Here is a 22,505-nt window from a genome sequence, read left to right on the forward strand (position 1 = left end):
CGGATATAATAACGATGATAAATTGAAAAATCCAAGAACGCAAATACTCACTACATCGTCTGCCCCCCCGCAACCTAAGCACTGCGTAAAGATTGTCAGGAATTTTCATTTGTGAATTAATAATAAAAATAAATTCTCATAACTATTGTTATCGTACATGAAAGTTGCTGATCTTCTCGTCTACTTAAACGATCTACTCTCTCCGGAAACATTTCCTGATTACTGTCCTAATGGACTGCAAGTAGGTAGCCCAAATTCTGATATTCAGAAGATAGCCGTTGGCGTCACCGCTGATTTGTCCACGATACTCGCCACGATTGAAATGGAAGCGAATGTCTTGATTGTGCATCACGGCCTATTCTGGAAAGGCATGCCGTATCCCATCACAGGCATGCTCCATGAGCGAATACAATACTTGATCAAACATGACATACAATTATTAGCCTATCACCTCCCCCTGGATGCTCATCGCATGATTGGGAACAACTGGAAGGTAGCTCATGATTTACAATGGACCCATCTTCAACCCTTCGGGAGTTTTCTTCCCCATCTTGGAGTTCAAGGATCGTTCTCTCCTACGCCCATAAAACTATTTATAAAAAACTTATCCGACTACTACCAAACTCCAATAAAAGCTCAAGTACTTGGCGGAAAAGAAATCATTTCCTCTGCAGCACTGATTTCTGGAGGCGCTTATAAAGAGCTATCTCAAGCGATTCTTTGCAACGTAGATTGCTTTATTACGGGAAATTTTGATGAGCCCGCATGGTCTACTGCCATGGAAAATCATGTGCACTTTCTAGCTTTTGGACATACCGCAACAGAAAAAATAGGACCAAAAGCTCTTGCTCATGACTTACAAACCCACCTACAAATTTCCTCAACATTTATTGATACGGACAATCCATTTTAATCTACAGCAATGCGCGTGATCGTTCTTGGCTTTTTCTTAGAACTTATTTTATAGTAAGTTCTTTTTACTATTTCAAAAATCTATAGACTGTCATGAGCGTAGAATTCAACAAGCAACAAGTCCGTCCAAGAAGTGAAATTTCCCCTCAAGATTGTTGGGATATCACCCCCTTATATCTAAATAGAAAAGCATGGAAAGCAGATCTTGATTCTTTCGGATTAAAAACAGACGGCTCACCTACGTGGCCCGCTCTTCAAGCAACGCAATACCAACTGGACAACTCAGAATCTCTACTATCCTTATTAACTACTCTCTTCTCTATTGAGAGAAAATTAAACAAACTCTACGTTTACGCTCATCTGACTCATGATCAGGATATTACAAATCAAGAAGGCATCGCAGATCTTAAATCTATCACGCATCTACATACCTTATTTGCCGAAGAAACCTCTTGGGTACAACCCGCTTTAACCAGCCTATCGGAATCTCTCATTGCTCAGCACCTATCAGCTCCCTGTTTAGCTCCTTATAGATTCTATTTAGAGAAAATCTTTAGACTATCTATACACACAGGCACTCCTGGAGAAGAAAAAATTCTCGCTTCCGCCTTTACTCCTCTTGAAGTAGCCAGTAAGGCATTTTCTTCTTTAAGTGACTCTGAAATTCCCTTTGGGCAAGCTACAGACTCAGAAGGAAACTCTCACCCGCTTTCTCATGCACTGGCTTCATTGTATATGCAATCCACAGATCGGGAATTACGAAAAACATCCTACCTAGCACAATGTGAAAGATATCATAGTTACCGACATACCTTTGCTAACTTACTCAATGGGAAAATCCAAGCCCATGTATTTTACGCAAAAAATAAACGGTATAACTCCTGCTTACAAGCCGCGCTATACCACAATAATATCCCGACAACCGTGTACACAAACCTTATTGATATCGTGAAGAAAAATTCTTCACTAATCACGAAGTACTTTTCCATCAAACAACGATGCTTAAATCTAAAAGATTTCCATTTTTATGATGTTTATGCTCCCCTAAGTCAGTCCAAAGAGAAAAAATATACGTTCCAAGAAGCTGTGGATCTTATCTATACTAGCCTTTCTCCTCTAGGAACGGAATACATTGATACCTTAAAACAGGGGTTAACAACTCAAGGCTGGGTAGATAAATACGAAAATCTTAATAAACGCTCCGGAGCCTATTCTTCGGGATGTTACGATAGCCACCCTTATGTCCTCCTAAACTATACAGGCACCCTGTATGATGTATCCGTCATTGCCCACGAAGGCGGACACAGTATGCACTCGTATTTTAGTAGGAAGCATCAACCTTTCCATGACGCTCAATATCCTATTTTCCTTGCTGAAATTGCTTCTACCTTAAATGAAATGCTTCTTATGGATTCCATGCTGAAGGAGAGCGACTCAAAAGAAGAGAAAATCACCATTCTGACACGATGTTTGGATACCATCTTCTCTACACTATTCCGTCAGGTATTATTCGCCTCTTTTGAATACGATATTCATCACGCAGCAGAACATGGGGTTCCTCTAACTGAAGAATACCTATCCTCAACTTACAAGAATTTACAAAATGAGTTTTACGGAGAAATTATCACATTTGATGTCCTGTCGAACATAGAATGGGCAAGAATTCCTCATTTCTATTACAATTTCTACGTATACCAATATGCAACGGGCATTATAGCCGCCCTGTGCTTTTTAGAAAAAATTCTTAACAACGAAGATAACGCTCTTAACTCCTATCTCAACTTTTTAAAAAGTGGTGGATCAGATTTCCCCTTAGAAATCTTAAAAAAATCAGGATTAGATATGGGCACAGTTGAGCCAATCCAAAAAGCTTTTTGCTTTATCGAGAAAAAAATCCAGGAGCTATCATCTTTAATTTGAAACAACTAAAAAAAATGGCGCTTGATATTATTAAGTGCTAAAATCATTGCCAAAAACATGGGGCTCTGCTATCGTTTTCGAGAAACGGCAAAGTCTCTTAGAATATGAAACACAAGGAGCTTACAATATGTCAGATCAAGCAACGACCCTTAGGATTAAGCCCCTGGGTGATAGAATTTTAGTGAAAAGAGAAGAAGAAGATTCTACACCGCGCGGCGGCATCATTTTACCTGATACAGCAAAGAAAAAACAAGACCGAGCAGAAGTGCTAGCCCTAGGAACAGGGAAGCGTGATAAAGACGGTCAAGTCCTACCTTTTGAAGTTAAAGTAGGTGATACTGTTTTAATAGATAAATACGCGGGACAAGAACTTACCATCGATGGTGAGGAGTACGTCATTGTTCAAGAAAGCGAAGTTATGGCAGTTCTCAAGTAAGACTGATAATTATTTATAGATTGCAAAAAGTTAAGGAGCACAAAAAACAATGGCAGCAAAAAATATTAAATATAACGAAGACGCCAGAAAAAAAATCCACAAGGGAGTGAAAACTCTTGCAGAAGCTGTAAAAGTAACCTTAGGTCCTAAAGGACGTCATGTGGTTATCGATAAAAGCTTCGGTTCTCCTCAAGTTACAAAAGACGGTGTAACTGTCGCTAAAGAAATTGAGCTCGAAGACAAACACGAGAACATGGGAGCTCAAATGGTGAAAGAAGTTGCTAGCAAAACTGCAGATAAAGCTGGTGACGGAACTACCACAGCTACTGTTCTTGCTGAAGCTATCTACAGTGAAGGATTGAGAAATGTGACTGCAGGCGCCAATCCTATGGACCTCAAAAGAGGTATTGATAAAGCTGTCAAAGTCGTTGTAGATCAAATCAAAAAAATTAGTAAACCTGTACAGCATCACAAAGAAATCGCTCAAGTAGCGACGATTTCTGCTAACAATGATGCTGAAATTGGTAATCTCATCGCCGAAGCCATGGAAAAAGTGGGGAAAAACGGCTCTATTACTGTTGAGGAAGCTAAAGGTTTCGAAACTGTTCTCGATGTTGTTGAAGGTATGAATTTCAACCGCGGGTATCTTTCTAGCTACTTCACTACAAATCCTGAAACACAAGAATGTGTGTTAGAAGAAGCTCTTGTGCTTATCTACGACAAAAAAATTTCCGGAATTAAAGATTTCCTTCCAGTTTTACAACAGGTAGCAGAATCCGGACGTCCCCTATTAATTATTGCTGAAGATATCGAAGGCGAAGCTTTAGCAACTTTAGTCGTCAACAGACTACGTGCAGGATTCAGAGTGTGCGCAGTTAAAGCTCCTGGATTCGGTGATAGAAGAAAAGCTATGTTGGAAGACATCGCTATCTTAACCGGTGGCCAATTGATCAGCGAAGAGCTGGGTATGAAGCTGGAAAACACCACTTTATCCATGCTAGGAAAAGCTAAGAAAGTCATCGTTTCTAAAGAAGATACCACAATTGTTGAAGGCCTCGGAAACAAAGAAGATATCGAAGCTCGATGCGAAAATATCAAAAAACAAATCGAAGACAGCACCTCGGATTATGATAAAGAAAAACTCCAAGAACGGTTGGCAAAACTCTCCGGAGGCATAGCTGTAATCCGTGTAGGAGCTGCTACAGAAATTGAAATGAAAGAGAAAAAAGATAGAGTAGATGACGCTCAACACGCAACTCTTGCTGCAGTTGAAGAAGGAATCTTACCAGGTGGTGGTACAGCTTTAGTACGCTGCATCCCTACTTTAGAAGCTTTCATTCCAGTTCTTACAAATGAAGATGAGCAAATCGGAGCACGTATTGTTCTTAAAGCTCTATCCGCTCCTTTAAAACAAATCGCAGCAAATGCTGGTAAAGAAGGTGCTATCATCTGCCAGCAAGTACTTGCTCGCTCTTCTAACGAAGGCTACGATGCTTTGCGCGATGCTTACACTGATATGATCGAAGCAGGAATTCTTGACCCAACTAAAGTAACACGTTGTGCTTTAGAAAGTGCAGCTTCTGTAGCTGGACTTCTATTAACAACAGAAGCTTTAATTGCTGATATTCCTGAAGAAAAATCCTCTTCTGTTCCAGCAATGCCAGGCGCAGGAATGGATTATTAATCCACGATATAGAGAACTTTTTCTCTATTCTTACAAGGTCTCCCTTCATCTATCTCAAGAGGAAGGGAGACCTTTTTCATTTTGTAATATTTCTTTCTTCATCTATGTTAGAAACTAAGATAAACACAATCTCATCATGCATGCTTAAACTTTTAAAGAATTTATTTTTGTTAGCATTCTGCATTGCTGCCTACTTTTGGATTCGTAAAGAAAGCATTGTCGAGCACTGGTTATCTGCAAAATTACATACTCAAGTAACTGTAGGAAGGGTTTCCCCTAGAACTTCAGGAATGAAAATCCGTTACTTATGTATTCATAACCCCATGCCTTCGGAACGTTTCCCCTATGCCATGGAAATCGAATATGTAAACCTACGCTTCTCTCTTATTTCTATGCTTCTGTCGAAAAAAATAGAAATATCCGATCTTCTCATCCACGGAGCCAACTTCACTATACTTCCATATGATAGCCAATCTTCAAAAACCAACTGGTCGCTGTTATGGAAAAACTTCACTCCAGAAGCCCAAGAAAATCGCGCCCTATCTTCGTCATACTCCTTCTCATCAAGACTCGATGATATTCCTGTGCTGATCAAACGCTGCTTGTTCGTGAATACCCGCATTCATGGCATAAAATCAAACAACAAAGACATCCCCTATCTTGCTGTGCCCTCCATGGAATTCCATAGCAACATAAGTAAACATCACTCTCTTCCTAACCTAGCTACAGCACTCACCTCCATTCTTTATCTAGCTGTGGAAGAAACCCTCTACCACGTAAATATCCCCGGAGATATTGTCAAAACTCTATCTAAGCAATCACATGACTACTTCAACTCTGCCTATCCCATCTTCACACAAAAAGAAGAAGGCGAAACTACAACAACATCAAAAAAGTCCACAGATGAAATCGTCGAGTTTGTCAGAGAACTCTTCTTCCATTAAAAATGCACACACAATAAAACTCTTAGCCTTTCTCCGTGACTTCCAAGCGTGCGAATTTACCTCACTCCAACTCAAAAACATATTTATACAGAAAACCTATTGACTTTTTTGCTATTTCACTTAAAATTGTCTTTTTTTAGTGTTCCGGAGTAGCTCAGCGGTAGAGCAGTGGACTGTTAATCCATTGGTCGTTGGTTCGAACCCATCCTCCGGAGTTTTTTCTTTATTAAGGTTCGCATGACATAGAGAGGAAATAAGGTCTGTGGCCTGTAATATCCCCCAAGAAAGGATTTCTGAAAACGGGTCTCAAGGAAGTTATCTTCTTCCTGTGAAGTGTCCTATCTCTTCCTCCGTCTTGGGTGTCCTCATCAGCATAACTGCAATTTTTTCTACAGCTGTCATTACCTCTTTAAGTTTAACTTGCTCTCCGCCAATCCTTGTCATCGTCACAGCACTAGTCTCAGCTGTCCTTGCTATCCTATGCTTCCTGCAAATTGTTTTTCATATCCATGGTAAGAAAACACGTATTTTAGAACTGACACATGATGAGTCACCTCCCGCGGTTGCCAATTTACCCGCTATCTCTATAGCTCCTCAACTATCAGACACACTATCCGATGAATTACAACAACAGCTATCTAGAGAATCAGGTGTAGACACAATAGAATATATCACACATGTTAAAGCTAACGATTTCATGACAGATAGAGATGCGTGGCAGCGCGTTTTCTTAAAAAATCCTCTATTTTTGCTACAAAGCGCCCTCTCTTCATGGCAAAACGAATATGTTGTCCTCTCTAAAGATTACATAGGGTTTCGTCTTGTCTTCACGGAATGTGATTTTGAAGAACTTGAAACAGAGACTTTCATTACCCAACAACCATAACGCTGTTACATACATCAAGTTCTTGACACCGATCTACCCGAAGAAATGAATAACAATCGCGTCATAAGAACACAGTTGGACAATCTAGATTATGTGCTCCCTGTTATTCCAAATTTCGTAACAACCAATGTAGAGACTCATCCCAATAGCACGGAAAATGCGGATGCTGTTCTTTATGAAATTTTTAAAACGTTCTTCACAAACTACTATATCGCTTTAAACAGCTCTGTCACTCACAACAAAATAATCACGCTACAATTATTGCAATCTGACTATCCTGACCCCAGAACTCGTCAGTTGGAAACTCTTGCTTTACTCTGCGCCATTGAACAAATGCGTTATACACAGACTCCCCAAACTCCCATCGTTCATCAAATCAGAACAACAGAGACGCCTCTTCATCCAGCCGCAGAACATCAACAGAACTCGATACCTTTTGCTTATAGATCTAGAGAAGGTTCTATAACACCTATAACAGATAGGTATGCATCTCCCTATGGTCTACTACGATCTCTCCAACCTCAAGCTCCTCTGCACACGATGTTGAATACGCGAGATTTCCCTCCCCTAGTTCCTGGACATAGAGAAAGCGTTCCTACTCCCAGTTTTGATGAAATGCAAGAATTCTTAGTTCACCAAAGTGCAGAACGCAACATACCTTCAGATCCAAAGCAAACTTCTGTCTATATTCTATCTCCAGAAGACTATTGGCAAATATTTGTAACGAAAGACACGGCATCATTCCCCAGAGAATCATCTCCATTTGGCCTCCTTTCTCATCCTCAAGGAAGCCCAGAAAACTCCAGGTTCAATCTGAATCGGGAGCGCTTCATGGAAACACAATTCATGATCGTAGCCAACCTAACGCAGTCGGAAGTTCATGATCTCAGCAGCCTCTGCAAGGAAACAACTCCTAGACCCTCTCAGGGGGATACGGATGAACAACTTTAAGTCACACAGCGGTCAATGTTGGATTACGCAGTAAGCGTGACAAAAGAGATGTACGGTACTGATGCAACACTGCAGTATCTGCTGATAAAAGCTCGCGCGCCTCGACAACGTTCTCCTCTGACATTTGACAGCACTCAGGAAGATACTCTATATGCAATCCAGAAAGGACCACCAAACCTTTTTCTAAACGTCGGGAAATAATCGCGGCGGGTTGGTTAGGGAGATCCTCATAACGTGCTTCAATGCAAATGTCTGGGTAGGTATCGGCATGTTCAAAATAGGGGCCACCATTAAATAAAGCCCACCCACGCCTAGGAAAATTAGAGAAAAGTAGAGGGGAAGCACGAACACCTATGGGACTGGTATAAGAAAATACTTTCCCGTAAGCTGGGCCTACAGCTCTGCCAGGGAAAAAACCCAATCCTCTATCTGCTTCATAAAGAGAACCGTCAGGCTCATTAAAACTCAAGCGCCTACACGCAAAGTAAGCTCCTGCACAAATCCCTAGATAACTGCCCCCCTCACGAATATAATTATCAATTCTTGCTGTTCCTAAACCATGAAGGATCTTATGATAAGCACGATCCGCACCCCCAGGGACAATTAACAATTTCGCAGAGAGTTCCCATAGAGGATCGTAAAGAAGAAAGTTCCCATTTACTCGACAAATGTCTAGATTTTCTTCAGTAGAGAGGCTATTCCTTAACCAGCGCATCAGATGACGTAAGTAATAAGGAGAAACCCCCTCATCAGAGTAAACGAGTATTTTTGTTCTCATAACAAATAAACTAAGGATTAGTACTTGGAATAGAATCACTCAAATATTATAAAGTGTTTAATCCATTAAAATGTTGTTTCTGGTAAAATATTTATTTTATTTCCTGTACAACTACGTTATTTTTCAAAGACACCTATGTTTGTTAATCATTCTCAAACAAAACAATCGCGGAATTTCGCTCTAGGGCTATTCCACAGCCTTTTGGCGTGCCTCTACTGGGGAATCGTCTTCGTTATTCCTAATTTGTTAGAATCTTTTCAAGAGCTTGACATTGTCTTAACTCGTTATACCATTTTCGGGATTTTTTCTCTGATACCTGTTCTATGGAAACGACAAAATATCTTTAAAAATATCACTTTGAAGATTTGGGGGCAAAGCTTCCTCTGGGCTTTCCTTGTCAACGTAGTGTACTATTTCGGCATAGCGCTAGCTATCCGTTATGTAGGAGCCGCAATCACCATTATTATCGCCGGATTAGCACCCATCGCCGTTCTCTTCCACTCAAATATAAAGAAAAAAGAGCTTTCCTATAGCCTACTTTCCGCTATTAGTTGTGTGATATTCTTAGGAGTCGTCCTCACCAATCTCTCAGAGTTCCATGCCACAACAGCAACAAACCCACTACACTATTTCCTCGGCCTTGCCTGTGTCATCTTCTCTACAGGCATCTGGGTGGCTTACATCATTTGTAATTATGACTTTTTGCTAAAAAATCCTAACATTTCCCCAGAACTATGGTGCACCATGTTGGGAATATCTTCCTTGGTTATCTGCCTGCCCTTGATTATCATTTTTGATTGTCTGAATATTACACACATAGCCCAGAATTTCATCACTCATACTCCTATATCCGAACGGTTACTCTTTATCCTTCTATGTTCGGCCATGGGGATCTTGTCCTCATCTCGAGCCATTCTATCATGGAATAAGGCAAGCCTCCATCTATCCCCCGCGCTTTTAGGAGCCATATTGATCTTTGAACCCATTTTTGGTTTAATTTTATCCTATCTTTATGAAAGGAGCCTCCCCTCCCTACAGGAAGGGATCGGTATTTTCCTCATGTTAGGGGGAAGCCTAGTCTGCTTGATTCTGTTCGGAAGAAAAACAAGTCAAAAAGAAGCAGAAAATAACAAAGTACTTCCCTTTGTTGATTAAGCAATTTTTATACTCATTCTGTGTAATCTACTTTCTTATGATAAAAAACTTTTAAGACAAGAGGTCTTTTCTGTTTCTAAAAGTAAAAGCACATCTTCAAAAATACTCATCGAATAAAAAATTTATCTTCAGCTAAACTCACCTTACTATCTTAATCAATAAAACTTGATGAAGATTAAATCACGACCTCGCATTTGAAAGTGTAAAACAAAACTACATCATGCGGATTCTGGGTGAGAAAAAAACTGTATCAGTGTTCTTATGGACACATTGGAAATACTAGTGTATAGGTGTCTTTTGTTGTTACGCTTAAATACCAGAGAGTTTTCGCCTCTCCTATAGATAAAAATATTGGAGAAGGGTAACGAGCGTTCCCCAGGAGGCAAGCAACTTGAAAAAAGTTACATCCCCAAATTCCATAAAATATAACAGTGGGAATATATCAGTTCATTCTCCTGGGACACCCACCCCTCGAAATTAGATTTAAGAATTCTATGGAGAAAATTTCCGGAAAATTAGAAAGCGTGCTTTTTGAAGATCATGATTCAAAGGAAACTGCTGCACGCATGAGAATACCCTACAAGGGTACCATGATCGTTATCAAAGGACAATTCCCCGATTCTTTTTTGCAGCTCGGTATGCAACTACATCTATACGGCAAGTGGTCAGAAAATCCCCACCTAGGGAAGTACTTCCAAGTATATAGTTGTGATTCTCAAGAAATGCGGGATAATCGCGGGATAATCAACTACCTTACCTCTAGACTTATCAAAGGCATCGGGCCAAAAATTACAGAAAAAATCATCGAGAAATTCCGAAATGACACCGCAGATATTCTCGATAATCAACCCGAAAGATTAATAGAAATCCCAGGGATTAGTCAAACGCGCTGTGATAGCCTCTGCGAACAACTACGCGAACAAAAAAATCTTCGGACGACATTACTCTTCCTACAACAGTACAACATTGCCATTCATTATGGTGTAAAAATCTATAAAAAGTATAAAGAGAACTCCATAGAAAAAATATGTGAAGATCCTTTTCTTCTTGCTAGAGAAATGGAAGGGATCGGATTTAAAACTGCTGATCTTATAGCAACACGTCTTGGTGTACCTTTAAACTCACAAAGCCGATTATGTGCTGGCATACAGTATTCTCTGGAAGAACTCCAAGAAGATGGTCATACTTGCTACCCCTTACAAAGTCTGGCTCAGTTAGTAGAGAAACTACTCAATCAAGATATTCCAGAAAAACTCATACGCATTGAAGAAATCATTTCTCAAGTGTACACCATGCAAGAGAAAAATCTTCTTCACATCCAAGAGTTAGAAAACACTCCGTACGTATGGGCAAAGCATATTTACCTAGCAGAAAAAACAGTAGTTTCTGATTTAAAACGCATTTTATTTTCCTCAAGAAAAATCCGCCCTATAGATAGCAACAAAGCCATTCAATGGGTTGAGGAAAATTTAAGTATACATTTAGAGCACAACCAGAAAGAAGCTATTCGTGCGTGTTTTTCGGAAAAAATTCACATCATTACTGGAGGACCGGGAACAGGGAAAAGTACGATCACTAAGGCTATACTCAAGATATTTGAGCAAGTGACTTATAAAATCATTTTAGCGGCTCCTACAGGGAAAGCTGCAAAACGCATGACAGAAATTACTGGAAAACACTCAGTAACTATCCATGCTCTGTTACAATACGACTTTAAAACACGGTCTTTCCGTAAGAACTATGAAAACCCTATAGATTGCGATCTGATCATTGTCGATGAATCTGGAATGATGGATACCTATCTTTTGTATCATTTCTTAAAAGCTCTTCCTGATCATGTGATCGTGATATTCATTGGAGATGTACATCAACTTCCGAGTATTGGCCCTGGCAATATCCTCAAAGATATTATCAATTCTAAAAAGATTACCGTAACGCAGCTAAATAAGATTTTCCGTCAGGTCCACGACTCCAACATCATTATCAATGCCCATAAAGTCAATGAAGGTGAGTTCCCTATCTTATATTCTGAATCTGGCCGGAAAGATTTCCTATTTTTCCAAAAAGAAGATCCTCAAGAAGCTGTGGACCATATTGTCCATCTAGTGACACAGTTCATCCCTAAGAAATACCATATCTATCCCAAAGATATTCAAATTCTTGCTCCAATGAAAAAGGGTGTCCTAGGAATTCATAATCTTAATAGAGTCTTAAAATCCGCTTTAAATCCTAAGCAGGCTACTCTCCACGGGAGATTTCATTCCTATGCTGTAGGAGATAAGGTCATGCAAATCCGCAACAACTATAATAAAGAAATATTTAATGGAGATATTGGTTATATCTCTATGATTAACTTTGAAAATAAGCGCGTTGTAGTCAACATGGAAGGCAAGTATGTCGTCTATTCCTTTTCTGAGCTTGATGATCTGGTTTTAGCCTATGCTACCTCAGTGCATAAATACCAAGGAAGTGAAAGTCCGTGCATTATCCTACCTATACACACTTCACATTTTATGATGCTGTACAGGAATCTACTCTACACAGCCATCACTAGGGGGAAACAACTCGTCGTCTTAGTCGGAACGAAAAAAGCTATTGCTATAGCCACAAGAAATGATAAAGTGCAACACCGCTGTACGGGACTCTTACAAGCCCTTGAACAACTGACTCAACCCCAATCGTCAGGAACATGACCATGAAATAAACATCTAGTCCACGATCGTGAATAATAACTGAGGGGCTGTTAAGGAAAATACCTCTTCAGAAAAATTCAACAACTCTCTATTCCAAAGATCCACAACGCGATCTTTATCCAAACTGTCCAGTTGTAAAGATTTTGGAGAAAGCATGCGCCATATTTCCCAAGCTGTTCCTGGAATAATGGGATAAGAAATCAATGCCAATAACTTTTGACAATAACATGCACAAAAGAGTACGGCCTCTACACGATGGGAGAGACCTTCTTTCAGTAACTTCCACGGTGCCTGATCATTAAAGTACACATTTCCTAATGCTGCTAACTCCATAATTGCACAGCATGCCTTACGTAAGCTGTACTGACTATAGTGCTCCTGAGCATCCCGAACGATCTGCTGTGCACGATCTAAGAACTGTTTGTCTTGATCTTCTAAAAGATTTGCTGAATACGCTAATTCCTTAAATCCATTTTTCTCAGCAAATACAAGAACTCGATGAATAAAATTCCCGAACTTCCCTACAAGCTCTGAATTACATCGGGTTTTAAAATCCATAAAGGTAAATTCGCTGTCAGAGGTCTCCGGAGCTGTGGCTGCTAAAACATAACGCAGTTTATCCAGGGAATACGTATCTAAAAAAGTATCTATATCTATATAATTCCCTTCGGACTTACTAAACTGGCAACCTTCAAGCAGATAAAACTCAGAAGATACTAATGCATCCATCTTCTTGTAAGGGATACTCTGTCCTAATTCCATAGCGGGAAATATTGCCGCGTGAAAAGGAATATTATCCTTCCCGATAAACTGTACGTACTCTGTAGAGTCTTCCAACCAAAAATCTTTCCAAGCCTCAGGAGTATTCAAAGATGCAGCCCAATCCATAGTTCCGCTAATATAACCAATTGGAGCATCAAACCATACATAAAATACCTTGTTAGGAAAATCCGGAACGGGAATTCCCCAAGATAAATCTCTGGTAATCGCGCGTGGGCGTAAATTTTTTATATAATCTGTAACAAACTTACGAATATGCTCTGGTAAATAACACGTGTCTATGTATGCCAATAACGGCTCCACCATACGTTCTAAATGGAGAAACGCATGTTCGGTTTCTTTAAGAACAAGTTGAGACCCGGATAATTTAGATCGCGGATGCACTAAATCTGTAGCCTCATAGTCAGCTCCACATTTTTGACACTCATCACCACGAGCTCCATCAAATCCACATTTAGGACATGTGCCCTCTACATAACGATCAGCAAGAAAACGGTTCTCTTCTTCAGAATATAACTGAAGAGAAATCTGGTTTTCGATCAGACCTTTGGACTGCAATTCTGTATAAAAATCCTGGACTAGCTTCTTATGAAAAGGGTTGGTCGTACGGGAGAAGAAATCTATCGAAATCCCTAATTTATCAAAGGTGTCCTTATGTATCTTATGATACATATTCACATACTCTTGGTATCCCATACCTGCGCGTTCTGCATTCAATGTGATAGCTATTCCGTACTCGTCAGAACCACAAATATAAAGAACATCATCCCCTAACAATCTACGAAATCTAGCATAGACATCTGCAGGTAGGTATGCTCCAGCTATATGTCCAAAGTGCAGAGGTCCATTCGCATAAGGTAAGGCCGAGGTAATTAAGACACGCGAAGGCATTATTTCACGTCACTCCATGTATAAGCGGAAGGATCCTTTCTTCTTCCTGAAGTACCACCTTCTCGTTTCTTTTCAGGAGTTGGAGTAGGCACATGTTCGGCATCTTCTTCTATATAATCCGCTTGTACGCCTTCTTTTTCTAATAAAACTAAAGCTTCAATAGCAGCATTAGAAGAACGCACATCGCCTTTTGCTATCCTAATTTTTGCCTGCTTGATCGCGTAATTCACTAAATTAAACGGGCTATCAAACAACTGGTTTAACTTTTCATTGGTTAAACGATCTTTGTTAGTCATAATACGTTCCTATGTTCTTCTGCTATAAAAATACTTTTCAAAACCTCGTAAGATTTCTCCAAATCATCATTGATAATGACGTATTCAAATTTATCAGCTGCAGCTTGTTCAATAAGACTATGCTGCAACCGCTCTTGTCTTTGAGTATCTTGTTCTGATCCTCTTTGTTTTAGACGCCTTTCTAGCTCTTCCTGAGATGGTGCAGAAATAAAAATCGCCACTGTGGGAATTTTACTCTGTAAGACCAAAGCGCCTTCCACGTCAATGACCGCCACCGCGTGCCTTCCAGATTTCCAAATTTCATCAATCCCCAGACGACTTGTTCCGTAATACTCACCAAAAAGTGCTACCCACTCAAGAAAATCTTCATTGTCTAAGCGTCGTTGAAACTCCTCTTGAGAAACAAATTGATAATCTACTCCGGGAATTTCTTCGGGACGAGGTGCTCGTGTTGTCAGTGATAAAGTCTTCTGAAAAGAATCTGGGAATTCTCTAGCCAACATACGGACTAGCGTCGTTTTCCCAGCTCCAGCAGGAGCACTAATAGTGAATAATTTTGGTGCGCACAGGGGATGATCGGGAGAAAAAGGAACACGAACTTTATTTTTCATAAAATATTAGAATACCTGCCTTACAGGAGCAAAACTTTTTCTATGACAATCACAAGGGCCAAAAGCCTTCAATGCCGCTAAATGAGCGGCGGTACCGTATCCCTTATGCTTATCAAAACCATAATCAGGATAAAGCTGATGAAGCTCCCGCATTAAATCATCTCTATATTCTTTAGCTAGAATCGATGCCGCAGCTATAGATGCAGACTTGGAATCTCCTTTAATAATCTTCTTACACGGAATCTTATGGGGTAGATGCAAACCATCTACTAGAAGAAAATCGGGATGAATAGGTAGATTAGCTATAGCTGCTGCCATAGCTTCCTTGGTTGCTTCAAGGATATTAATCTCGTCTATTCGTTCTACAGAGACAACTCCAAGTCCATAATATACCTCAGAATCATTCACAAGAATATCGCGAATTTTGCCTCTTTCTTTAGGTGTTAGCTTTTTACTATCGTTCACTCCGGCAAACACCTTACCTCGAGGAAGAATACAAGCTCCTGCAACCACAGGTCCTGCTAGAGGGCCTCTACCGACCTCATCTATCCCAGCTATGAGAGAAAAACCTTCATGGAAAACTTCTTCTTCGAAGATAGTTTTAGATAAAAACAGCTGTTCTGCATCCATAGCTAACGTGTTCATAGATCGGTGTATCTTAAATAAAATCAGAAATCAGCTAAATTCAGTAGTTATAACTATTTCTTTGCAGATCTAGGACCAATATACTCTTTAACTTTAGCAGCTTTACCAGTTTTACCCTTCAAGTAGTACAGACGAGCCCGAGAAACCTTACCGCGTTTCACGACTTCAATGCCGACAATCTTAGGGCTGTGCAATAGAAAACTTTTTTCCATGCCTTCTCCATAAGCTACCCGATGCAAAGAAATCACTTCCCCTGCTCCTCCACCCTTACGGGCCATAACTGTACCCTGAAATGTCTGTGTTCGTTCTTTACCACCATCTACAATTTTTGTAGCTACACGAATGGTATCCCCAACACAAAAATCCGTAAGAATTTCTTTTCGAAGTTGTTCTTCTTGCAATTCCTTTATTAAGTTCCCCATATACTTCACCTACATTCTCTATTTCTATTCTGCTTGTTTGCAAGAGATAGCCCATACATGGCCGTCAAAATCACGAACTAATCTCACCTCTCCACGATCGTCAGCTTGCTCTAGAGTGCCTCCAAGCATTTTCCATCGTCCTAAAAAACTAAAAAAGTCGTCTTTACAACCTAGTCGAAGCGACAAAAGGACTATATTTTTACTTTTTAATCCTACCTCTTGCAAATGTATTGTCATTTGCGTCTTCCCAGGAATATGCAGTCTATTATTGACAGGTTGATTTAATCTAAACATCTTAGAATAAAATTTTCGCGACCGGTGGAGATCTTCAACCTCTAAAATTACCGCACTTTCCCCTTCCAACATCGACTGTTTGAGATCAGTCTCCTGCTGAGTTACTTCCTCGTTTTCCCGATCATAAAGATAACGGATATATAGATCAGGACGCCTTTCTCTGGTTCTATCTAAACTTATTTGTTTTCTCCACTTGGCAATCGCTTGGTGATCCCCATGAAGAAGCACTTCAGGGACCTCTCGTCCTTCGAATACTCGCGGACGCGTATATTGGGGTCCCTCTAATAACCCGTTTTCCATAGAGTCCTTATCCGCACTCTCCTGATTCCCTAACACGCCGGGAATAAAGCGAGATAAAGCATCAATGACAACTAAAGCCGCAATGCCTCCGTTAGTTAAAACGTAATCCCCTATACTGATTTCTTCATCAACTTCACTTTCTAAGGCTCTTTCGTCAATACCTTCGTAATGCCCGCAGAGGAATATCAAATGGGAGCATTGTGCTAATTCACGGCTCTTTTTTGCTGTTAAAAGCTGTCCTTGAGGAGAAAGATACACTACCTTCGAATCACTTCTTTTCACATGCCGGATTGCCTTGACTACAGGCTCAGCCATAAGAAGCATCCCATCGTGATTAAAAGGAGCATCATCCACCTGCTTCCACTTACCCAATCCAAACTCTCGTATATCCCTGGATTGGATGTCTAACAGCCCTCTCTTAATAGCCCTCCCTAAAATACTAGAGCGCAAAGGACTATCAAAATACTCTGGGAATAAAGAAAGTATATCAATCTTCATCCCAAGACCACAAAGTTAGTTGACGACACTTTGTTTTGCTTCAGCTCTTTTTAAAGAACGACGCTGACGATAAGCACGGCGTTTTTGGCATACAGCAGCTTTACGAGCCATTCTCTTCGCCATTAATTCACAGTAAACTCCAGGAGCTCCTTGCTTAATCAAAATAGCAGCCTTCTCTGTAAGTTCCGCTCCTTGATTTAACCAGTGAAAAATTCGGTCGCTTTTCAATTGATAATTAACTGTACTGTGAGGATCGTACCAACCCAATAATTCGATATATCTACCATCACGAGGAGACTCAACGTCAGCAAGTACTAGTCTATAGACTACGTGATTTCTTCGCCCTTGTTGTCGTAAACGAATTTTTAACGCCACAGGTTTCCTCCAGACATTTTCTTTTTCATTTGTTCTATTCTCTCTTTACTCATATTTTTAAAAAACTTTTTAGATTGCATCATACGCTTCCGGAATTGATTCACATCACCTAAAGTCAATCCACAACCAGATGCTATTCTTTTCATGCGACTCATATCTAACTCGACTTCTTCTTTTCTCTCTTGAGGAGTCATAGAAAGAATGATCGCTTCTGTTTTTTTCATATGCTCTTCGGAATCCGCTATCTCTTTCTCACTAGGTTTAGCGCCACCTAAACTTGGCATCATTCCCATGAGCTTTCTAAGCGGACCCATTCGTCGAAACGCCTTAATCTGCTTATAATAATCTTCATAAGTAAAGGTCGATTCTATTAACTTCTTCCCAAGTTCTTCGTCTTCTTCTTCAGAAATACATTCACGCATTTTTTGTACAAAATGCACGGTATCTCCCATACCTAAAATGCGATCTGCCATCGATTCTGCATTAAAAGGTCGAAGATCTTGTATTTTCTCGCCGCATCCCTCAAATTTTATGGGTTTCCCCAATAAACTTTTCATAGATAACACGGCACCGGCGCGGGCATCGCCGTCTGTCATGGAGATAATCACTCCAGTCAAGTCTAAATAATTATCAAAGGCTTTTGCCGTAGAAACAGCGTCCTGCCCCATCGCTAAATTCATAACAAAAAGCCTTTCACTTGCATGGGATACTTTTTGTATGGAGGCTAATTCTTCCATTAACACTTCATCAACATGCAAACGACCTGCTGTATCAATCAAAACAAGATCATGCCGTTCCTGTTTAGCGTAATCTAGAGCCTGAGAAACTACTTTTACAGGATCTTGTCCTTCGCTATTGTAAAGCTCAGCTTTCGTTTTTGAAATTAAATTTCTTAATTGCTCTACCGCTGCAAAGCGTTTCAAATCGCAGGGAACAACAAGTACTTTCTTTGCTTTGCGTTCCTCTAAAACATAGGCTGCGAGCTTAGCGCAGGTCGTAGTTTTTCCCGTTCCTTGTAAGCCACAAAGCAAAATTACCCCGGGATTCCCAGAAGTATTTAAATCAGTTTTATCCCCCAGTAATTCTGTCAGTTCCTCGTGTAAATAACGAATGAATTGTTGTCCGGGAGAAACGTGTTTCCAAACTTCCTCTCCAAGAACTTTTTCCTTTACCTTGGCAATAAAACTTTTAACTACATGATAATTCACATCAGCGTCTAACAACGCCAACCGAACTTCCCGGATCGCTTCAGAGATATTTTCTTCAGTAATTCTACGTGAGGCAACCAGCGAAGAAAAAATTGAGGATAGTTTTTGCGATAAAGAACTGATCATCTACTGAGCAAAAATCAAGAATAACCTCATGAGGATACAGTATCACTTGCATGATTTTCAAGAAAAAAAATCCTATCGCATGCTGAGAGATCTTGGTGTATGGAGCCATGCACGCCGTGATTAGCAAAAATTCTTTTTACTCTCTCTCCTTGACTGTAACCAATTTCCAGCCAACCTACACCTCCGGGACACAAAATAGTGTCTAAATCCCGAGCGATTCTTTCATAGAACTCCAATCCTGAACTGCCTCCCACCAAAGCTTTCCAGGGCTCATGACAACGAACTTCTGGATCTGTCTGCATAATTTCATCGAAAGAAAGATAAGGGGGGTTGCAGACAAAAGCATCAGCTGGACAAGAAAAGGGGGCGAATAAGTCCCCTTCAAGAACGTCGACTTGTAGATGATTTTTAGAAGCATTTATTTTAGCTACAGCGACGGCTTTTGGGCAAATGTCTGAAAGAATTACTTGAACATTTGGACAATATTTTTTTATAGACAACCCCAAACACCCACTACCACAACACACATCATAAAAGGTTTGGATATGAGGATGCTGTGTTAAATATTGTATAATTTTCTCAGCGAGTAACTCCGTTTCCATTCTAGGGATCAGCACCCGAGAATCTACTTCTAGATCTAGTTGTAGAAAACGTACACTACCATGAATATAGGCTGTTGGGAAACGTTCGGCTCTTTTTTGAATCCGCGTCCAATACACATGTAGAGTATCAGCATTCAAACGCACAGATAATACTTGAGCTCTTGAAGTGATGCCAAGCACATCCATCAAAATATCCACGGCTTCTCTATCTGAGAAAACTACGCCACAATATTCTAAATAAGCAGCAGCTTCTTTAAGAATTTTCTTCGTTTCCATTTTGCAAAAGCTGGTGATAAGCGTGGCTAACCAAAGCTGAGGTAATCGTATCCAAATCACCTTCCATAACTTTATCCAAGCTATAAAGGGTCAACCCTATTCTATGATCTGTCACACGATTTTGTGAGAAATTATAAGTACGAATTCTTTCTGATCGATCTCCACTACCTACTTGAGCTGACCGCATAGCCGAAGCTTCTTTATGACGGCGCTGTATTTCTGCATCACGTATACGCGCCTTCAAAATACGCATAGCCTTAGCTTTATTCTTATGCTGACTGCGTTCATCCTGGCAAGTAACAACAACGCCTGTGGGCAGGTGGGTAATTCTCACTGCAGAATCCGTAACATTGACGTGCTGTCCTCCGGCTCCCGAAGCTCTAAAGGTATCGATTTTTAAATCTTTTTCATCGATAAAAACTTCTTCATCATCTTCTGCGGGCTCTGGCAATACAGCAACAGTAATTGCAGAAGTATGCACACGACCTTGAGTTTCAGTTTCAGGGACCCTTTGAACACGATGTGTTCCTGCTTCGTATTGAAGTAAGCGCTTAACTCCGGTTCCTGAAATCCCCATGACGTATTCTTTATATCCACCGATATCTGACTCGGAAGCGGACAGCACTTCATATTTCCATCCTTTAGCAGACGCATATAGGTGATACATCCTTACGCAGTCTCCTACAAATAGGGCGGCTTCGTCTCCTCCTGTACCCGCACGTAATTCCATAATGACATTCAGATCGTCATCTGGATCAGGTGGGACCAATAAATTCTCTAAAATTTTATAAAGTTTCTCAACCTCAGCCTTTCCCGATTGAATTCCCTCTTCTAGCATAGCTATCATCTCAGGATCTTTTTCTTGAGCTAAAGCTTGTTTATCATCACTCAGAACTTTTTCCTGAGCCATAACCCTATCATAGGTATTTTTCAACTCGGAAAGCCGCGCGTGCTCTTTACTTAAGAGGCTATACTCTTTAGGGTTATTAAAAATCTCTGGATTAGAGATTTCTACTTCCACTTCCTCGAGGCGTTTCAAATACTCTAGAATCTTTTTTTGCATGTATCACTTCTCTATCAAGAGTTCCTGACATGCTTCCCGCTAAGCATATCTAGGAGCTCTTAAGTTCATTTCTTAAATTATCTACCTGATGTAAGTAGGCTATCCTTTAATGAAAACATTCTATTATAGAGCCACTATAGCCTCGGATCAAACCCACTGCAAATAAAGCCTTTGATTACTTTATCAATTGGTACTTGGGTTATAGTTTTATCATATTTTGTCAATATGCGTCACTGCAAACAAAAAAAGGTTACTAGTTACTCGATTTGTTGAATAACGATGAGTGTTCCCGATAGGGCATGAAATGACAAAACACGTTTCAATACACCCTTATCACGGGGGAAATGACAACGTGTTTACAAAAACATTGAAACTTAAAAGAAGAAATTACTTCTTTTTCTTTATGGGAGCTTTTTTCTTAGATTTAACTGCAGGAGCTTCTTCAACAGCAGCTTGGGCGGGTTGTGCGGGCTTTACATTGCTGTAACGCTTTAAGAATTTATCTACGCGACCCTCAGCGTCTACAAGTCTCTTACTTCCTGTAAAGAAAGGATGTGAAGCTGAAGACACGCTGACGTAACATACAGGGTACTCTTGTCCTTCAAACACTTCCGTTTTATCGCTTTGATATGTAGATCCGCAAACAAATTTATATCCTGTAGAAGAGTCTACAAATAAAACTTGCTGATAGTTGGGATGGGTGTTCTTTTTCATATTGACAACTCCAAAATCACCATCTTATGGTATGTGGGTAACAACATCATGAAATACTAAGGAAAAAGAGTACAGTAATACTTTATGAAAAAGCAAGAAAAAACACGTTTATTTCCTCTATTTCAAAGACTTTTCATTCTCGTTATTTTCCTTTGTCCTTGTTCAGCTTTTTCGCAGTCTCCCCACTCTCTAAAAAAAAATTTGTTTCATGCTCAAGCCGGAGATTATGCCGTCTTTAGCAAAGGGGGGCAAAAGTTTTTTTTATTTGTGAAATCCATATCAGCAGAAACTGTATGGATAGAAATGACAGAATTCCCTCATTTGTCACAACAAGACCGCGCCCTATTGAAAAATACCCCATGGAAAACGGTAATTAGCCATCTACACTCACCCAGAAGAGTGTTTGTCATTTCTCTGTCAAAGCGAGACTTGCTAATCTTCTCTTTAAATCTAAAAACTCAGCAACTGCAGCAGATCCAGACAGACGATCTGCCTCTGTTTGCTACGCTTGTACAACTTTCTTTAAACGAAGCTCCTGTGCACCTAATAAAAACACAGGGGAAAAAGAACGACCCTTGGTCCCCTAGAATTACTCTAGAAGGAAATAGTTCGGTTAACATGCCTGTGCAAGCTTGGCATGCACATTGGCCCAAAGATTCTTCTATTTTATCAGAGAAAAACGTTCTTATGTATTTTACGGCCCCGGAAATCTCTGTTTTCCCTCTATGGACAAGTATAGAAACTCCGAAAGGTTCGGTTGTCTTACGCACTATTGATGTGGGCCATCATGCTATATCTCCATATTCCTATAGCATTCCCAAAATAGAAAATCCTTTCTAAAATTATGCCTGGACGTCTTCTATAGATTCAACTTTGAATAGCGAAAAAATTCTTAAATTTATCTAGAAAATATTTTTGATTGAAAAATCTAATAGAGTAAAATGGCTATCATGGTTTTTGTTAGACGTTCACATTTTAATTTTAATACTAAAATGAAATGTGTATGACTTTCGTCTACTCTGGGTGCGCTAAGTATGGCCACAAT

22 protein-coding genes and 1 tRNA gene are annotated in these 22,505 nt (G+C 40.0%); 11 read left to right on the forward strand and 12 right to left on the reverse strand.

Going from position 1 to position 22,505, the window contains the following annotated elements:
- Positions 1-157 precede the first annotated feature (157 nt).
- The 8 genes from CHAB577_RS03215 to CHAB577_RS05295 all read left to right on the forward strand — a co-directional run bounded on the left by CHAB577_RS03215 (position 158) and on the right by CHAB577_RS05295 (position 7,733).
- On the forward strand, positions 158-913 hold the full coding sequence (locus CHAB577_RS03215; protein ID WP_011097202.1) for a Nif3-like dinuclear metal center hexameric protein: 756 nt from the start codon (positions 158-160) through the stop codon (positions 911-913).
- 92 nt (positions 914-1,005) lie between these two features.
- Positions 1,006-2,832, forward strand: coding sequence for an oligoendopeptidase F (gene pepF / locus CHAB577_RS03220; RefSeq protein WP_011097203.1), 1,827 nt, complete (start codon positions 1,006-1,008; stop codon positions 2,830-2,832).
- Positions 2,833-2,959: 127 nt separating this feature from the next.
- Positions 2,960-3,268 (forward strand): co-chaperone GroES, encoded by a 309-nt coding sequence (locus CHAB577_RS03225; RefSeq protein ID WP_011097204.1) that lies wholly within the window; start codon positions 2,960-2,962, stop codon positions 3,266-3,268.
- A 49-nt stretch (positions 3,269-3,317) separates the two neighbouring features.
- Positions 3,318-4,952: a chaperonin GroEL gene (gene groL, locus CHAB577_RS03230; protein WP_011097205.1), complete on the forward strand. Its 1,635-nt coding sequence runs from the start codon at positions 3,318-3,320 to the stop codon at positions 4,950-4,952.
- Positions 4,953-5,092: 140 nt separating this feature from the next.
- On the forward strand, positions 5,093-5,896 hold the full coding sequence (locus CHAB577_RS03235) for an AsmA family protein (protein ID WP_041461335.1): 804 nt from the start codon (positions 5,093-5,095) through the stop codon (positions 5,894-5,896).
- Between the two features lie 143 nt (positions 5,897-6,039).
- Positions 6,040-6,111 (forward strand) — tRNA-Asn (locus CHAB577_RS03240).
- A gap of 47 nt (positions 6,112-6,158) precedes the next feature.
- A complete protein-coding gene (locus CHAB577_RS05290) occupies positions 6,159-6,782 on the forward strand; it encodes a hypothetical protein (protein WP_011097207.1) in 624 nt (207 codons plus the stop codon).
- A gap of 45 nt (positions 6,783-6,827) precedes the next feature.
- On the forward strand, positions 6,828-7,733 hold the full coding sequence (locus CHAB577_RS05295; RefSeq protein ID WP_011097208.1) for a hypothetical protein: 906 nt from the start codon (positions 6,828-6,830) through the stop codon (positions 7,731-7,733).
- 1 nt (position 7,734) lies between these two features.
- Here CHAB577_RS05295 and CHAB577_RS03250 read toward each other — a convergent pair whose 3' ends face one another.
- Positions 7,735-8,511 carry a BPL-N domain-containing protein gene (locus tag CHAB577_RS03250; RefSeq protein ID WP_041461336.1) on the reverse strand — a complete coding sequence of 259 codons (777 nt, stop codon included), beginning with the start codon at positions 8,509-8,511 and terminating at the stop codon, positions 7,735-7,737.
- A 135-nt stretch (positions 8,512-8,646) separates the two neighbouring features.
- On the opposite strand from CHAB577_RS03250, the gene CHAB577_RS03255 reads away from it, so the two are divergent.
- Positions 8,647-9,666, forward strand: coding sequence for a DMT family transporter (locus tag CHAB577_RS03255; RefSeq protein ID WP_011097210.1), 1,020 nt, complete (start codon positions 8,647-8,649; stop codon positions 9,664-9,666).
- Between the two features lie 494 nt (positions 9,667-10,160).
- Entirely contained in the window at positions 10,161-12,359 is a 2,199-nt protein-coding gene (recD2, locus tag CHAB577_RS03260) for an SF1B family DNA helicase RecD2 (RefSeq protein ID WP_011097211.1), read from the forward strand.
- A gap of 15 nt (positions 12,360-12,374) precedes the next feature.
- Here the strand turns inward: recD2 and metG are convergent, their stop codons facing one another.
- The 11 genes from metG to CHAB577_RS03315 form a co-directional block, all read right to left on the reverse strand.
- A complete protein-coding gene (gene metG / locus CHAB577_RS03265) occupies positions 12,375-14,030 on the reverse strand; it encodes a methionine--tRNA ligase (RefSeq protein WP_011097212.1) in 1,656 nt (551 codons plus the stop codon).
- Positions 14,030-14,326, reverse strand: coding sequence for a hypothetical protein (locus CHAB577_RS03270; protein WP_006344239.1), 297 nt, complete (start codon positions 14,324-14,326; stop codon positions 14,030-14,032). Before CHAB577_RS03270 ends, metG begins: the two co-directional genes overlap by 1 nt.
- Positions 14,323-14,937: a guanylate kinase gene (gene gmk, locus CHAB577_RS03275; protein ID WP_006344240.1), complete on the reverse strand. Its 615-nt coding sequence runs from the start codon at positions 14,935-14,937 to the stop codon at positions 14,323-14,325. The genes CHAB577_RS03270 and gmk overlap by 4 nt, the downstream gene beginning before the upstream one ends.
- Before the next feature lie 6 nt (positions 14,938-14,943).
- Positions 14,944-15,582 (reverse strand): ribonuclease HII, encoded by a 639-nt coding sequence (locus CHAB577_RS03280; protein ID WP_011097213.1) that lies wholly within the window; start codon positions 15,580-15,582, stop codon positions 14,944-14,946.
- A gap of 53 nt (positions 15,583-15,635) precedes the next feature.
- Positions 15,636-16,004 carry a 50S ribosomal protein L19 gene (gene rplS / locus CHAB577_RS03285; RefSeq protein ID WP_006344242.1) on the reverse strand — a complete coding sequence of 123 codons (369 nt, stop codon included), beginning with the start codon at positions 16,002-16,004 and terminating at the stop codon, positions 15,636-15,638.
- Between the two features lie 24 nt (positions 16,005-16,028).
- Entirely contained in the window at positions 16,029-17,096 is a 1,068-nt protein-coding gene (gene trmD, locus CHAB577_RS03290; protein WP_011097214.1) for a tRNA (guanosine(37)-N1)-methyltransferase TrmD, read from the reverse strand.
- 15 nt (positions 17,097-17,111) lie between these two features.
- A complete protein-coding gene (locus CHAB577_RS03295; RefSeq protein WP_011097215.1) occupies positions 17,112-17,471 on the reverse strand; it encodes a 30S ribosomal protein S16 in 360 nt (119 codons plus the stop codon).
- A complete protein-coding gene (ffh, locus tag CHAB577_RS03300; protein ID WP_011097216.1) occupies positions 17,462-18,805 on the reverse strand; it encodes a signal recognition particle protein in 1,344 nt (447 codons plus the stop codon). Before ffh ends, CHAB577_RS03295 begins: the two co-directional genes overlap by 10 nt.
- Before the next feature lie 26 nt (positions 18,806-18,831).
- The gene (gene prmC / locus CHAB577_RS03305; RefSeq protein WP_011097217.1) at positions 18,832-19,683 is read right to left on the reverse strand and encodes a peptide chain release factor N(5)-glutamine methyltransferase; all 852 of its coding nucleotides are present in this window, start codon (positions 19,681-19,683) and stop codon (positions 18,832-18,834) included.
- Complete coding sequence (gene prfA, locus CHAB577_RS03310) at positions 19,661-20,746, reverse strand: peptide chain release factor 1 (RefSeq protein WP_011097218.1); 1,086 nt, start codon at positions 20,744-20,746, stop codon at positions 19,661-19,663. The genes prmC and prfA overlap by 23 nt, the downstream gene beginning before the upstream one ends.
- A 387-nt stretch (positions 20,747-21,133) precedes the next feature.
- Positions 21,134-21,460, reverse strand: coding sequence for a type B 50S ribosomal protein L31 (locus tag CHAB577_RS03315; protein WP_006344248.1), 327 nt, complete (start codon positions 21,458-21,460; stop codon positions 21,134-21,136).
- Between the two features lie 84 nt (positions 21,461-21,544).
- Between CHAB577_RS03315 and CHAB577_RS03320 the strand changes: the two genes are divergently transcribed.
- Positions 21,545-22,300, forward strand: coding sequence for a hypothetical protein (locus CHAB577_RS03320; protein WP_006344249.1), 756 nt, complete (start codon positions 21,545-21,547; stop codon positions 22,298-22,300).
- The last annotated feature ends 205 nt before the right edge of the window (positions 22,301-22,505 follow it).

This window comes from Chlamydia abortus (genome assembly GCF_002895085.1).
Classification (GTDB): Bacteria; Chlamydiota; Chlamydiia; order Chlamydiales; family Chlamydiaceae; genus Chlamydia; species Chlamydia abortus.